Below are 13,439 nucleotides of genomic sequence, written 5' to 3'. Positions count from 1 at the left end.
GCGGAATTGAAATTGTTCATGACGCGCAAAATTGACTTTTAAAAGTTATACTTGCTGATATGTCTGAACTCATTCTGTCCAATTTTGCCTTGCACATAGCACTTGCCCCTGACGAACAGGAGCAAGTACTTGCCTTGTTGCAGCGTAAGACAGTTGCTAAACGCAGTATATTGCTGCGCCCCGGCGAGATCGAACGGCATATCTATTTTGTTAACAAAGGTTGCCTGCGCATGTACCACACCGATAAGAACGGACAGGAACACAACCTCTGCTTTTATCCAGGGAACTGGTGGGCTTGCGATATTGTAAGTTTTTTTAAAGCGAAACGGGCCACCAATTCCATCCAGGCATTGGAAGATACGGAAGTGTGTTACTTTACCTTACCGGCGCTCGAACGGTTGTTTAACGAGTTACCCAGGTTCGAGCGCTTTTTCCGCATCCTCACGCAAAACGGATTTGATATGTTCCAGCGGCGGGTTACGTCAAACCTGTCCAAAACTGCCGAGCAGCGTTACCGTGAATTCCGCAGGCATTACCCGGGACTCGAACAGCGCATATCACAGAAGCATATTGCCAGCTACCTGGGCATAACAGCAGCCTTCCTCAGCATGATGCGCAAGGAAAAGGACTTATAATCTAGTTCAGATGATCACGCCGAAACAGTACAGGCGAAATACTGGTGCGCTGTTTGAACAGTTTATTGAATGATTGCGGATGCCACCAACCTGACCATCAGCGAAGTGGCTTTTCAAACAAACAACGCTTTCTCCTGTACAATTCAGAGCATCTTTAAACTGATTCCGGAAACCCACGTTTTAACCGGATCATTTCACCACCGGGAAATTACCACCATCGATAACATAATTAGCACCGCTGATGTAAGACGCCTTTGGTGATACCAAAAAGTGAACTAATTCCGCGGTTTCTTCCGGTTCTGCCATTCTGCCCAAAGGCACGCCGCCAACCCGGTCAAAAAGTTTCTGCGTCATTTCCTCAAAGGTTATTCCGGCCTGCTTAGCAAGATCATTCAGAAAGCTGGACATCGCCTCCGTTTTGTTCAGGCCGGGAGATACAGTAACCACCCTAACACCCTGCGGTCCCACTTCGTCAGCCAGTGACTTGCTGTACGAATTTAAAGCGCTTTTCGCCGCGCTGTACGCCATCGTGGATTCCCAGATCGGGAACTGCCCGCTGGTTGATGAAATGTGGATGATCACGCCGCTTTTCCTTTCCAGCATTTGAGGTAGCAAGGCCCGGTCCAGACGTACCGAAGACAGCAGGTTGATCTCCAGGGCCCGGTACCAATGCTCATCTGCCAGCGTACTAAAGCCCCCGCCAGGGAAAGTGTTAGCGCCCATGTTGTTGATCAGGATATCTACACTGCCAAAATGTTCGGTAATCTCCGCAGCAACTTTTGACACCTCTTCTAATTTTGAAAGGTCGGCTTCGATAAAACGGTATGGCAAATCTTGTGCTTCCGGCGGATTTCGGGCCGTTACGATCACTGTGGCACCCGCAGCCAGTAAACGGCTTGTGATCGCTTTTCCTATACCTTTTGTGCCGCCTGTCACCAGTGCTATTTTTCCTTCGAGGTCTTTGACCTGATTTTGTTGATCGCTCATTTTATAAAAATTGAATTACTTTTGTTTCGCAAAGAAACTAAAGCAAATGATGGCTTTTTATTTTTTGCCTGTTATTGGTGGTTACCTGCCCGTAACTAAAGGCAATAAGTGGTAACATAAACGTAACTAATGAGAAAACAAATGCAAAACCCGGATAACTGCGCGGTTGTCCGTACCATGGGTTATATTGGCGGTAAGTGGAAACCAATCGTACTGATTAGAATATTAACCGGCGTCAAAGTTCGTTTCGGGAAACTCGCGGTTCAAATGCCGGATATTTCCCGGAAGATCCTCAGCCAGCAGCTGAAGGAACTGGAGGAGGACGGACTCATCATCCGCCACAGCTACATGGAAAAGCCGCCCCGCGTGGAGTATGAATTAAGCGAACGTGGTAAAACCCTGATCCCGGTATTGAAAGCAATGCATGACTGGGGTGCACTGATGGAAGATCCGGCCACAAGGTCTGTCTGGGAACCGGTTGTTATGTGATCTGGGCGCTGACCAAATTGGCTGCATGGGATTCACTTTTGTGGCGTCCTCGCAGCCCGTACATAGTGAATCAAAATATAGTCTTGATCACTTTGTCTGTGCCATTGATCAGGTAGGCAACTTCGGACGGTTCCGGCTCCCGTTTTTTATTCTGAACGCAAAGCTGATAAAGCTCGGCTAATAAGCCGATGTGCCGGTAAGTTGGAAAGTCGGTTACTTCAATTTTTTTGAGCGTTTCATTCAGGTCGCTGATGGTTTTTCGGCTAAACTTCAGCTGCCGGCGCTCGCAGACCTGTTCCAGATGTTTCTCCAAGGCAATGCCCGCTACAACGCCGGCTGCCCGTAACTGTTTGTTCTTGAGTAGTAAAGCCGCTTTATCCAGTTCAGCATCCAGCAGGCCGGCTTGAAGTTCGCGGCGGATATCTAGCAGCGAACTGTCCAGCGTTTGAAGCACAGCGCCGATGAGATGGAACTGCTGTTCAAAAGCCGGGATAGCGGCGTCCAGACCCGCAACCACTTTCTTGTCAAAGCCTGCGGTCACGATGGTATCACTGAAATAATCCGCGATCACATAATTATCTTTATTAATCTCTTTTCGGTTCTTCGGTTTTTCATACAATGCCACAAAGTCGTTAAAGCGCAATGGGAGTAATATTTTCACTATAGCCATCGCTTCACTGTACCAGGGCTGATAAGCTGACTTAAATACCGGCAGCCCTTTCTTGAATTCCTGGTAATTCTTTTTTAGCACTTCGGTAAAATGCTGTTCCATTTGCTCGGGAAACTGTTCGTCACGCAATGCATTGAGTAAGCCAACGCCCTGCATACCGTTTGTATTCACTGAAAATATCATTTTGCTGGTTGATAATTTGCCCGACCCTTGGATTGTTCCGAACTTCAGGATTTACGGCCATCAGTCCGGTCAGGTAGATATTGTGCAGATTGAAATTTCCTTTCGAGAGATTGGAAATAGTGCTGTAGCCCTGCTGGTATATCTTCTCCTGCGCTAAAAAACAGGATAAAAGCACCACCATAACAGCAATTGATACTTTAGCAAACCAAAAGATGACCATCAAAATAAACTCTCAAACTTTCACAGCGACTCTGTTGGATAACAACACAGCAAAAGCTTTCCGGCAAATGCTGCCAATGACCATCCATATGACAGAGTTAAACGGTAATGAAAAATATTTTGATCTGCCATCATCGCTGCCCATACGAACAGTAAAGCCTGGCAGTATCAAAAATGGAGACATCATGTTATATGGATCAAAAACGTTGGTATTGTTTTACAAGAATTTTCAAACATCATATGATTATACCAAGATCGGAACGATAGATAACATTGAGAATTACACGGCTGCTTTAGGGACCGGCAATGTAACAGTAGTTTTCGAAGCAAGATAAATGTGGTTACAGGATAGTAGCCGGGGTTTGGCTCGAACCCGGTACCGTAAATAATTTTGAGTATTTTGCAGTCTAAAACGGGCCGATTTAGTACTTTTGTATCGTCAGGAAGGTGATACACCAAAACGGCCACCAGGGCCCGCTGTAGTCATTGTAAAGTATTGATATTCAGTTAGAAATAGAGATAAGAGTGTAGCCCAGGTGGGCGCACTTCTAAAAAAAAGCCGTTTCTAATTCAGAAACGGCTTTTTTGTTTTAAACAATGGAATATTGGATGAGTTACGGTAAACAGTTTGGGTAATTATTCCATATGCACGTTAAAAAATATAAATGAAAGAGCAACAATCGGCAAGTGCATGTAATGGGAGTCGAACCCGACCGCTTATGCGGTTTCAACCAGATGAAGTATCACCCGCATACGGCATCTTTCAATTATGTTTATAAAAAAGGGCAAAAAGCAACGGGTGTTTTTTTTACTGAACTACTTGTGAAATTAATCACTGGCTGGATTTGAACCAACGTCCTTCCGCCAAAGGCGAATGTTCTAACCGATGTAACACCTGTTTACGGCACCTTTTAAAAGAAGAGCTACAATTAACCAGCGTTTGGTTTTTGCGTGACAGGCGAAGTAACGCTGATCTACGGCATCTTCTTTATATCTTAAGGGCGATGGGCAATATGCGCTTGCACTGCTCTACCAACTGAGCTACAATGGAATTTACTTCCACTGACCGGGATCGAACCGGCGACACGAAGTAGCGCATATTTACGGCACCTTAATATTTTAGTTTCTTAAAAAAGGGTAAAGAGCAATAAGCCAATCTGCACTGTGCTCTATCCAGTTGAGCTACCCTTGCGGGGACGGATTCGAACCGCCAACCCCAGCGTCCAATCGAAGTAAGACTTATTTACGACACCTTCTTTTATATTTTTATAAGGAGCAACAGGCGAACGCGGGACGGGGGCACGCTTTTGGGACTCGAACCCACAGTTTAGCTTACACTATACTGACCAGCCCCCACAAATGGTAGCGAAGTAACCCGTTTCTACGGCATCCTTATATTTAGATAAAAGCTGAAAGCGAAAAGGTTAAAGCTTTTTGCTTTGGTCTTTAAGCTTTCAAGCTTAATTTATAATTCTATGTTATTGATAGCATCCAGGGCCGAGCCCCCGTTCTCTAAAGCAGCTAACACTTCAAAAACTTTGTCGCTCCAGCCGGCTACCAGGTATATATCATTGCGTAATATTTGCAATGGAGCTTGTCCGTAACCTTTCAGGTCGAACAAGTAGAGTTTCGCGTTTGGCGATACCTCTGCCTTGTAGCGTAACCACAGGGTTTGGATATGGTCGGCAGTATTGTTGCTGTTCCATAACTGGGCATCCGTGAATAGAAACACCTTGTCCATTTGTACCTTACGGGATAATATATCCTTGATAACCAGGTAGCCATTGGTGCTGTAACCCACCTCGCCCTCGCGGCGATAAAACTCCTGTACGTTACCCAAGATGTTATTACGTGGCACAGTGATGGTTTTCCATGTATCGCCAAACATACCTACCTCCACGTTTTTGCAACGGCTTTGCAACAGCATGGCCAGCATTAAGCCTACGTCGTATAACAGAATCTTGCTTTTGGCCGATACGGGTGTTTGCATCGATCCCGAAACGTCGCACGCTAACAGCACACGGGTATCATGGTCAAAGCCTTTGATGTTGGCAGCACTTGCCTTTACAGCTTTTTCCAAAGCATCCAGCAACTCGCCGGTGTAACCTTTGTTTTGGCCCTGCATTAAACCGGTCAGCTTTTTAACCAGGCTTTGCGCAGGCACTTTGGTAACCTCCGGATTGATTAGCTCGCGGTAAGCGGCCAGATAACGGAACGGAAACTGTTTTGCCTTAGCAACCTCATCCGCATCGGCTAAACGTGCGCATACTTTTTCAAAATGCGCGTAGCTTACACCGGCTTCCTGTATATTCCGCAGGTTACGCAGCAGGGCCATGTAGCCCAATTTGCCGCTGTCTATCAGTTCTTCCCACTTAGAGCGGAATGCTATCGCTTTTGCCTCTTCGCTGTCAAAATTCAGCTGACCTAATGCCGACAGCTCGGTTTCCCACGTGTAAGGCGTTTGCAGGTCGCCGTTCACTATTTTGTTGAACAGGACTTGTTGCAATTCATCCTTTGCTTTAGGGTGAACCAAAAACAAGGCATCGCGCAGTTTGATGGCTCCATCGCGGTTGTATTTACCAAACTGGTACTCGTCGAAACGGTTAAACGCTGTGCTCAAGCCTTTTTGCAATTGCTTGCTCAGGCGGTTCAGCTTTTTGGTGCCTTTACGCTCGTTTAACAATTCATAGCAGGCCAGCAACTCAGTGATCTCATCGGCACGGCCGATCACGCCATCGGTAACCCGGGCGACCAAATTGTCGCCCGAGTGCAACTTAGCCAATTCGGTAACCAGCACCAGCGGTACCGAACGCATATACATTTTGGTGCGGGCATATACAGCCAGCTTACCCACATACACAGGGTCGCACGCGGTGATCAGTTGTTGCAGGCGGGTTAAACGCGCCTCATCTTTTTCATAAAAAGAGTCGTTTAAGCTCCAGGTAACCACGGCGGTGTACAGTTCCATTTCTGGTGACAGCGTAAACGCTTTGGCACCCGCATAGTTAACGGTCTTGGTTTTTAATTTGCTTAACAGGTTGAATTTCATGGTGAACCTCCTTTATTTCTTAATTGTTGATACAAAGAAATAGGGGTACTGCGCAGTGTATTTGCGCAGTAAAAATTATTTGAAAAAAAACTTTTTGAGGGGAGGTTTAAAGTGTTCATGTTCACTGCCGTGAACGCTTGTGAACAGTATTTAATGCCTGATTATCAGAGTGATAAAAAAATAAGTTTTTTGTTTTTTATTGAAACTGCCGGAATAAGGGCTTGCGGGCTGCTGTAATATGCGGTTTAATTGAAGCGTATGTGTTTTGGGCAGAAATTTCAAACATCGACCCGGGGAAAAAAACGACTTTTTTCGCCCCTGAAACGACCTTTTTCGCCTGATAAGTTATTCCATTTTAAGTCGGAGTCGAGAATTTGGGGCGGGTGGGACTATAGGTTTTTACAACACCCCTCGCCGTTAAAAGCTCATAAATAAAAAAATACAAAAATTTCTTTATTTATAAAAAATGTTGTATCATTGTATCATGAAAACAACAACAATACAAATACAATTGCCGCAACCGATATATCGGAGGTGATTGGGTATGTATTGACAAAATATAATAGATAACCAGGATCCTCTTAGATAAATTTCTAAGGGGATCTTTTGTTTTAGCGGTATTTTTTAGGGTAGTATATCAATTGGTTAGATTACCTGCTTTGGGAGCAGGAGGCTCCCGGTTCGAGCCCGGGTTACCCTACTTTATACTTGGAAATATAGCTTAATGGTTAGAGCGGCACCCTTATACGGTGATGGTTAAAGGTTCAAGTCCTTTTATTTCCACCATATTTTCCTGTGGTGCAATGGTAGCACGCCTGATTTTGGTTCAGACGATAGTGGTTCAAATCCATTCGGGAAAGCTTGATGAAAGAAACGCTCTGTTTGGTTGATTTTAATGGTGATTTCTGCAAGTGGCGGGTAGGGGAAGGTGTGAGAATGAATACAGAAAAATCTGTATTTTGGTATGCGTAAATGTTTTGGCAGATTAAACCAGAACCACGTGCAAAGTAATGCTGGTTTTGCGGATTTGATTGGCATTAATTGTTGTTAAGCTGAAATCTTAACATGTTTTAGGCCGATTTGGAAACTTCGACCAGTGGGGGATGCTTGCAGTAGCAGGGGAGTATTATCTAAGGCATATGCGGCACGCGTGCGCCAGCGGGGGATTAATTGATGTGCCCGAAGAGAGACTCGAACCCTCTATGGGATATACGAGTTCGAATCTCGTTCCGGTTACTTAACATGTGATAACCACAAGCAGGACGCTTGCGGCAGCGCGGGGATGTTTCTTTTGGGCATATGTGGTCTTTCATTCACTTGTTTCCAATTAAATAATCTGTTTTAAATGCTATTGAAACAAGTTTGTCATTTTGAAAGGTGTAATAATGTAATATTCCAAGAACCAGCGACTCCATACGAATATACTTAATGTCAATATCTGGAACATCACCAAAAAATTGGTTCAAAAATTGACGTTTACTCATTCCTGTTTTTATACCGTTCTTTAACTTCCACACCCCATTTGTAATTTTTCCTGATAATAGCTCCATTTTCCCTGATTCAGTTCCTTTCAGGAAATTTATGTAACTGCTTCCAGACGAAAATTGAAAAGCTGTTACTGAGTCGTTTTCGCCAAGCCTTGGAAGTTTTTTGATTTTGAAATTAGAACTTGATAATATCGATTTAATATTTTTGATTGTGTCGAATTCTCCGAAAGGATAATACAAAAATCTATCACGGCTTACAATATTTAAAGTATCTTTTATAAAAGTCACTTCTGTTGTCTTTGAAGTATCTTTGATAGATACACGAAGCCGCTTTAAAATATTTAAAGTATCCCTTTTGTATCGAGAAAGACTTTCTTTCTTTACACTATCAATTTGGCTTGATAGTTTTTTTTCTGTTTTTCTGTTACAAGCAAACAAAAAAACACTTGTAACGATAATTAAAAATTGATATTTCATAAGATTGCTAATTTCTAATATACTAATGACAACTACACTACCCTGGAACTAGGTGGTCTTGCCAAACAATTATATGGATAACTAATATAATGATTTACATTTATGTTCTTTACATCAATAGTAACATGTTATAATTGATTTTTCATACCTTCTTGATTTGTGTTTACCTGTGGAACCTCAAAATATTAAAAATTTACTGGGTTAAGTAACCCTCTCATTTCAATATTTCGCCAGTAGTTAACAGAGTTATCCAAGTATTGGCCCCCGCTACCGCAAGCGTCCCGCTTGTGGCAGCGGGGAGAGATGCGGGTTCGATTCCCGCTCTGAGTATAACCGTACCGGTTCGACTCCGGCGCTGGGTATATCGAGGTTTGAGTCCCTTCTTCCGCACATATTGATAAATAGCAATTTGGGCGTATGGGTTCGAATTTCGTCCCGGTTACTTTGCATATGGCCACAAGCGGGACATTTGCGGTAGCAGAGGGATGCTTGCGGTAGCAGGGGACTTTTTTCGCCCCTGAAACGACCTGATTCGCGCATGGTAATTGGTTTTTAGGCCGAAGTTGGAAACTTTGACCAGCAGAGTGGAGGCCTTCCGGATCATTTCACCAACTTTAGTGATTTAAGCAATACCCAAAGTGTTTCTCTTACCAAAAAATAAAATGTAAAAAGGGTGAGGTATAAAGCCGACAACCGGTACAGGTCTATCCTAAACTGGCTTAGTGGTGGTTGATCCGCCATATGGTTATATGTTGTAATAACAACAATTAACGAAACCAGGGCTAGTATACTCAAAGTTACTAATATCAACTTCCGCTGCCTGCCTAATTCAAGGTTGCGTTTATTTAAAACCTGTAGATCATATTCTTTTTCTCCGAAAATTAGTTCAATACGAAGGCTAAGGGCAAGCCAATTCTTATAATTTGCAATTTGTAATTCCTTGTAATACGCCAGAAAATTTAACAAGCTCCTGGTTAATTCAGTATCATCAACAACCGGGTTAACTATCCATATTTCATCGGTAAAACCATATATGTAGTTTATTTCCGTTTGGGTTAACAGGGTGATGAAATCAAACTTATCCATCGTGGCTATGGCTTCATTAGCCGTCATTAGTCCGGCCGATAACCGGTGATATAGCAAACCCATTATACCCCTCGCTGTTATGTAATTGGCAGGCACGCAAATGGAATTGAGCAGGCTTAGCATTTCATTTTTATCATGGCTAAGGGATAGCTCTATAAAAAAGTATTCCGGCTCATTCTCATGCGTAATTATCCGGTCTGCCCAATCTTTAATCTCGGTTGTTGAAACCAGGCTATGCCTTAAACCGAAATGAAAAGCTGTTAATAAATATTCGGTCGCTTTAAGTTTTGTTGTATATATGGGTTTTAATTCCTCCTCTTCCTTCCATTCATACAAACCATCAGCACCAAATACGCCAGCCTTTAAAAACCGGCTGATAAATTCGCCCAGGGACTTAGTAAGTACAATTTTGTTGTAATTGGACTCGATGAAAATTTTATAATCGTTACAGTTATCGGGGTTTATTTCCAACTGCCACATATCGCTGTAGATCATGTACTCGGCAATGTAAAACGGTGCTTCAATGTGCCGGTCTTTATCTTCGATGATATCTTTAAGCGGGATCATGTTAAACATATCGTCATCCGTTTCAAAGCCGTCGGTAAAACGGTAAAGCTCCTTAAAATCGTCGGGCAGGGTAATATTATAGGCGTTTTCAACCGCTTGCAGCATAGCCTCATTGACACCGAGATGCAGTGACAACTCATCCGGCCCATTGTAGTTTCGCAATTGCGCTATAGCCGCTTGTATGGTCATGCAGGAAGTGATGAGGTTATTTTAGTTTTTAAATTTAGGTATTTGGTTTGGAAACTTTGAGCAGGGCGGGGATTTATCTTAGCATGCGGGCCACAAGCGAGGACGCTTGTGGTAGTAGGGGGGCGAGGTTGTTAGGAATTTCGACTGGTGAAAGAATTAATCTTTTGTGACTTTTTTAACATTATCTGAAACAAATTTAAGTTGATAGACTATTTCTTCTTCAATTTCTTTTATGTCGAAATCAAATTCCTGAAGTTTAATAGCAGTATCGATAACAAAATCTATACAGTATTGGCAATTATTTGTACTCCATTTTTTATTCCCCCAAACTTCAGCTACATGCGTTTCATCCTGTAGCCGTGAAACATTGGGTGTTAATAAATTAAATTTTAAATATCGCTTATAATCAATGCCAAAGCTCAAAATCTTGATTGCTTTTTGCATTTCTTCTACCGACTCTTTCATAGTATCGATAAAGGTTGCCATTTTTCGATCTTTAATATTCATAAAAAAAGAACCTTGGAATCTTAAACTTTTACCGAAAAAGAATGGTGAATGACCAAATTGAGTAACTTTATTTTGCTCATATTTATGTAACAACTCGTTGAAGGCAACTGCAGATTTTTCTATCGATTTTTCAAAATTATTGCTATCCAGAGCCTTCTGCGCTTCTTCCAAATAGTTCTTAATCACTAATGAATCAACTAAGGTTGCCAAAGAGATATCTTTAAATTTAACGCCAAATTGATTAAAGGTATTCTGTTCAAAGAAATCAATAGTATTTACTTTACTGATTTCTATATCAGATTTGGAAGGCAAAAGCCCTTTATGTTTGATATTAACACGTCTTGCATTCAAATTTCGCATTGACTCTTTTAAAGTTAAACTTGGAATATGAGTCCAATAGTCAAGGAAATTGAAATTATCGGATTTTATGTTTTTATATTCAGCCAGTAATTTTAAAAACATTTCGATACTATCATGAAAAGACAGTATTGAAAATGAAGCGATAGTTTCACTTAGGTTTGTCTGTTCAATCCCAATCTTCTGTAATTGTTTAATTAGCGCCAATCGTTTTATTACAATTTCAGTATTAAGCATGGTGTGATTTTTAAGTAAATATAATATTTTAGTTTTGAGTTTATCTCTTTACCTCATGCGTCCCGTTTGTGGTTTATTGCACAACCCCTCCCCACTTAAACCCGATTGTACGGAAAGCCCGCTTCTATCAGCGGCTTGGAGGGAAAGCGGGGCTACCCGGAGATAGCACCGCTGCATTTGCTTTTCTAATACACACACATAATCGAAAAACACACCCCTAACCCCTCTCAAGAGGGGAACGATGGCGGTTTAACCCCTCCCTGCCTTTGCGCGCCCTTCGACAGGCTCAGGATGACAGCCGCTCTCGCTACCGCAAGCGCCCTCCGCTGGTGGTTCGCAGTATTTCTATTGTTAGAACTTTACGGTTGGCGTATTAGCCCTATCAAGTTGCGGAAAATTATCCTTTATTCGTTTCCACCTATTTAAAACAATTAAAACTAATCTGCTCATTTGAATCATATTAAAAGCGAAGTTATATTTGGCTTCAATACTGAAAACCTCAAATGGATTATCGGCGTTTGTGACCTTTATTGTTAGTTTACCTTTATCCATGCATTTTGAAGCGTGTACGTGTTGCATGCTCAGATGGACATAGTCGCAAGTTTCCTTATATAATTTCAATACGCCAGGGTGAACAGCATCTAACTCTTTGGCTAAATAATTATCAGACATATTCTGACCTGTATGGCTCTTATAGTTATTAACAGGTTTTCCATCCATAAAATGCGTAAAGAAATCGTTAGGATTGTCTACCAGGATGATAGCAAAAAAACGCAAAGCATTATCTAATTGTAGCCGTATAAATGGAATTGCAGCTATGTAATTGTTAGCATTAGCTAACGTGACGTAGCCATCTATTAATTGAATAGCCCTGTTAATGACAGCAACAGCCAATGAATCGACTACATACCAGGTTTGATTATTTGCATTTAAAATATCTTCTCCAAACTTTGTGAATTTTACATGCGCGACCGAAAGTTCTCTAAGGCAGTGCTTCAGTTTTTCTTCTTCAGATTTCATAAATGTAAGATTTAGTGAATTAAATTATTTCCGTTTATTTTTAAAACTCTCGCTACCGCAAGCGTCCTCGCTTGTGGTTTATTGCACAACCCATTCCCACCTAAACCCGATTGTACGGAAAGCCCGCTTCTATCAGCGGCTTGTAGGGAGAGCGGGGCTACCCGGAGATAGCACCGCTGCTGTTGCTTTTCTAATACACACACACATAATCGAAAAACACACCCCTAACCCCTCTCAAGAGGGGAACCATGGCGGTTAAATATTACTGTTAAAAAGTTCAGCATATTCGGTTTTCCATTGCATAAAATAATCTCTGGCCATTTCATCAATGTTTTCGCGTGTTGCCCCATCCCAGTACCATTGCTGCTCGGAGTATTTCAGGTCATCATAAGCCCAATACAACAGGTAGAAACCACCAAAGGATGAATCGTGATCAAGTTCAACGTACATGTCTTTTAAGGTGTCCAGAACGTAAACAAACTTAATTTTGCCTGCAAGCGCTTTATCAACTAAATAACAAACATATTTTTTCAGGATTTGCTCGTGGTTGTTCAAAGCCAGATTGAGCTCAATGAAAATCCTATCCGTTAACCTTTGCAGTTCCAATTGATCGTATGGTTCAAACTCCCCGGCAAGCATTACTAAGTTTTCTGTTTCAAAACCAGCTTCAAGCATATCATAAGCCCAGTTAACCCATGTTTTGTCTATAGCACGGCCAAGTACTTTAAAAGCCAGTATTTCGGTAGTTGAGGGTATAGGTTTCATAATTGCTTCTTATGCTTTAGTCTAATTGTATAGTTATTACCTGGTTTGCCACATCAATATCAACCCAATCAAATGAATATGCATCCGGCAGGCAGCTATTTAGATCTAAGCCTTTCAAAGCCCTTCTCCGTGAGCGACGCCCCAGTTTAATTGTCATCACATATTGGTCTCGAGCCGAGGGACCTATCCAGGCCCAGGTCATCAATTTATTGATACTGGTAATGTTTCTGCTGTTAAAATGCTCAAAAATTAAAGGCTCATAAATACCATCGCACCAAAAAGTGCTCAGCTCATCATTATCCAAATTAGCAAAAGCAGCGCCCAAGTGGAATTCGAGTGTGCTGCGGAAATCTGCATTAAAAGCTGCTTGTACGTTGATCCTTTTATCTATCATTTAAAAGTTTTTTTAAGCTATGACAGCATTAACGAGTATTCCAATTGTTCATTTTACAATTGAAACACTCGCTCCCTCAATCCTCCGGCTTCTCCCTCGCATCGGCCATCCTCACTATCCT

12 protein-coding genes and 3 tRNA genes are annotated in these 13,439 nt (G+C 42.1%); 6 read left to right on the top strand and 9 right to left on the bottom strand.

Annotation, left to right across the window (positions count from 1 at the left end; genetic code table 11):
* The first annotated feature begins 59 nt into the window (after positions 1-59).
* A complete protein-coding gene (locus tag WC615_RS18500; protein WP_372979547.1) occupies positions 60-635 on the top strand; it encodes a Crp/Fnr family transcriptional regulator in 576 nt (191 codons plus the stop codon).
* 189 nt (positions 636-824) lie between these two features.
* Here WC615_RS18500 and WC615_RS18495 read toward each other — a convergent pair whose 3' ends face one another.
* The gene (locus WC615_RS18495; RefSeq protein ID WP_372979546.1) at positions 825-1,622 is read right to left on the bottom strand and encodes an SDR family oxidoreductase; all 798 of its coding nucleotides are present in this window, start codon (positions 1,620-1,622) and stop codon (positions 825-827) included.
* A gap of 129 nt (positions 1,623-1,751) precedes the next feature.
* On the opposite strand from WC615_RS18495, the gene WC615_RS18490 reads away from it, so the two are divergent.
* Entirely contained in the window at positions 1,752-2,111 is a 360-nt protein-coding gene (locus WC615_RS18490; protein ID WP_372979545.1) for a winged helix-turn-helix transcriptional regulator, read from the top strand.
* A 70-nt stretch (positions 2,112-2,181) separates the two neighbouring features.
* Here WC615_RS18490 and WC615_RS18485 read toward each other — a convergent pair whose 3' ends face one another.
* A complete protein-coding gene (locus tag WC615_RS18485; protein ID WP_372979544.1) occupies positions 2,182-2,964 on the bottom strand; it encodes a hypothetical protein in 783 nt (260 codons plus the stop codon).
* A 212-nt stretch (positions 2,965-3,176) separates the two neighbouring features.
* Between WC615_RS18485 and WC615_RS18480 the strand changes: the two genes are divergently transcribed.
* On the top strand, positions 3,177-3,518 hold the full coding sequence (locus tag WC615_RS18480; RefSeq protein WP_372979543.1) for a cyclophilin-like fold protein: 342 nt from the start codon (positions 3,177-3,179) through the stop codon (positions 3,516-3,518).
* Positions 3,519-4,648: 1,130 nt separating this feature from the next.
* Here the strand turns inward: WC615_RS18480 and WC615_RS18475 are convergent.
* Positions 4,649-6,232, bottom strand: coding sequence for a TROVE domain-containing protein (locus WC615_RS18475; RefSeq protein WP_372979542.1), 1,584 nt, complete (start codon positions 6,230-6,232; stop codon positions 4,649-4,651).
* Between the two features lie 626 nt (positions 6,233-6,858).
* Between WC615_RS18475 and WC615_RS18470 the strand changes: the two genes are divergently transcribed.
* The 3 genes from WC615_RS18470 (at position 6,859) to WC615_RS18460 (ending at position 7,092) form a co-directional block, all read left to right on the top strand.
* Positions 6,859-6,932 (top strand) — tRNA-Pro (locus tag WC615_RS18470).
* A 10-nt stretch (positions 6,933-6,942) separates the two neighbouring features.
* Positions 6,943-7,018, top strand: a tRNA-Ile gene (locus WC615_RS18465).
* Positions 7,019-7,021: 3 nt separating this feature from the next.
* Positions 7,022-7,092, top strand: a tRNA-Gln gene (locus WC615_RS18460).
* Between the two features lie 453 nt (positions 7,093-7,545).
* Here the strand turns inward: WC615_RS18460 and WC615_RS18455 are convergent.
* From WC615_RS18455 to WC615_RS18430, 6 genes are all read right to left on the bottom strand, one after another.
* Complete coding sequence (locus WC615_RS18455; protein WP_372979541.1) at positions 7,546-8,196, bottom strand: hypothetical protein; 651 nt, start codon at positions 8,194-8,196, stop codon at positions 7,546-7,548.
* Positions 8,197-8,796: 600 nt separating this feature from the next.
* Positions 8,797-10,038: an SMI1/KNR4 family protein gene (locus tag WC615_RS18450; protein WP_372979540.1), complete on the bottom strand. Its 1,242-nt coding sequence runs from the start codon at positions 10,036-10,038 to the stop codon at positions 8,797-8,799.
* 156 nt (positions 10,039-10,194) lie between these two features.
* The gene (locus WC615_RS18445; protein WP_372979539.1) at positions 10,195-11,139 is read right to left on the bottom strand and encodes a hypothetical protein; all 945 of its coding nucleotides are present in this window, start codon (positions 11,137-11,139) and stop codon (positions 10,195-10,197) included.
* 351 nt (positions 11,140-11,490) lie between these two features.
* Positions 11,491-12,159, bottom strand: coding sequence for a hypothetical protein (locus WC615_RS18440; RefSeq protein ID WP_372979538.1), 669 nt, complete (start codon positions 12,157-12,159; stop codon positions 11,491-11,493).
* Between the two features lie 255 nt (positions 12,160-12,414).
* Entirely contained in the window at positions 12,415-12,924 is a 510-nt protein-coding gene (locus tag WC615_RS18435) for a hypothetical protein (RefSeq protein ID WP_372979537.1), read from the bottom strand.
* Between the two features lie 16 nt (positions 12,925-12,940).
* Complete coding sequence (locus WC615_RS18430; protein ID WP_372979536.1) at positions 12,941-13,318, bottom strand: hypothetical protein; 378 nt, start codon at positions 13,316-13,318, stop codon at positions 12,941-12,943.
* Between the last annotated feature and the right edge of the window lie 121 nt (positions 13,319-13,439).

Origin of the sequence: Mucilaginibacter sp. (assembly GCF_041663085.1) — a bacterium.
Classification (GTDB): Bacteria; Bacteroidota; Bacteroidia; order Sphingobacteriales; family Sphingobacteriaceae; genus Mucilaginibacter.
This window is presented reverse-complemented; position numbering and strand designations above follow the sequence as displayed.

Bases quoted from the DNA above. Each gene is read 5' to 3' on its own strand.
- WC615_RS18440 (WP_372979538.1), bottom strand. From the start codon at position 12,159: ATGAAATCTGAAGAAGAAAAACTGAAGCACTGCCTTAGAGAACTTTCG.
- WC615_RS18445 (WP_372979539.1), bottom strand. From the start codon at position 11,139: ATGCTTAATACTGAAATTGTAATAAAACGATTGGCGCTAATTAAACAA.
- WC615_RS18485 (WP_372979544.1), bottom strand. From the start codon at position 2,964: ATGATATTTTCAGTGAATACAAACGGTATGCAGGGCGTTGGCTTACTC.
- WC615_RS18455 (WP_372979541.1), bottom strand. From the start codon at position 8,196: ATGAAATATCAATTTTTAATTATCGTTACAAGTGTTTTTTTGTTTGCT.
- WC615_RS18430 (WP_372979536.1), bottom strand. From the start codon at position 13,318: ATGATAGATAAAAGGATCAACGTACAAGCAGCTTTTAATGCAGATTTC.
- WC615_RS18495 (WP_372979546.1), bottom strand. From the start codon at position 1,622: ATGAGCGATCAACAAAATCAGGTCAAAGACCTCGAAGGAAAAATAGCA.
- WC615_RS18435 (WP_372979537.1), bottom strand. From the start codon at position 12,924: ATGAAACCTATACCCTCAACTACCGAAATACTGGCTTTTAAAGTACTT.
- WC615_RS18450 (WP_372979540.1), bottom strand. From the start codon at position 10,038: ATGACCATACAAGCGGCTATAGCGCAATTGCGAAACTACAATGGGCCG.
- WC615_RS18490 (WP_372979545.1), top strand. From the start codon at position 1,752: ATGAGAAAACAAATGCAAAACCCGGATAACTGCGCGGTTGTCCGTACC.
- WC615_RS18480 (WP_372979543.1), top strand. From the start codon at position 3,177: ATGACCATCAAAATAAACTCTCAAACTTTCACAGCGACTCTGTTGGAT.
- WC615_RS18475 (WP_372979542.1), bottom strand. From the start codon at position 6,232: ATGAAATTCAACCTGTTAAGCAAATTAAAAACCAAGACCGTTAACTAT.
- WC615_RS18500 (WP_372979547.1), top strand. From the start codon at position 60: ATGTCTGAACTCATTCTGTCCAATTTTGCCTTGCACATAGCACTTGCC.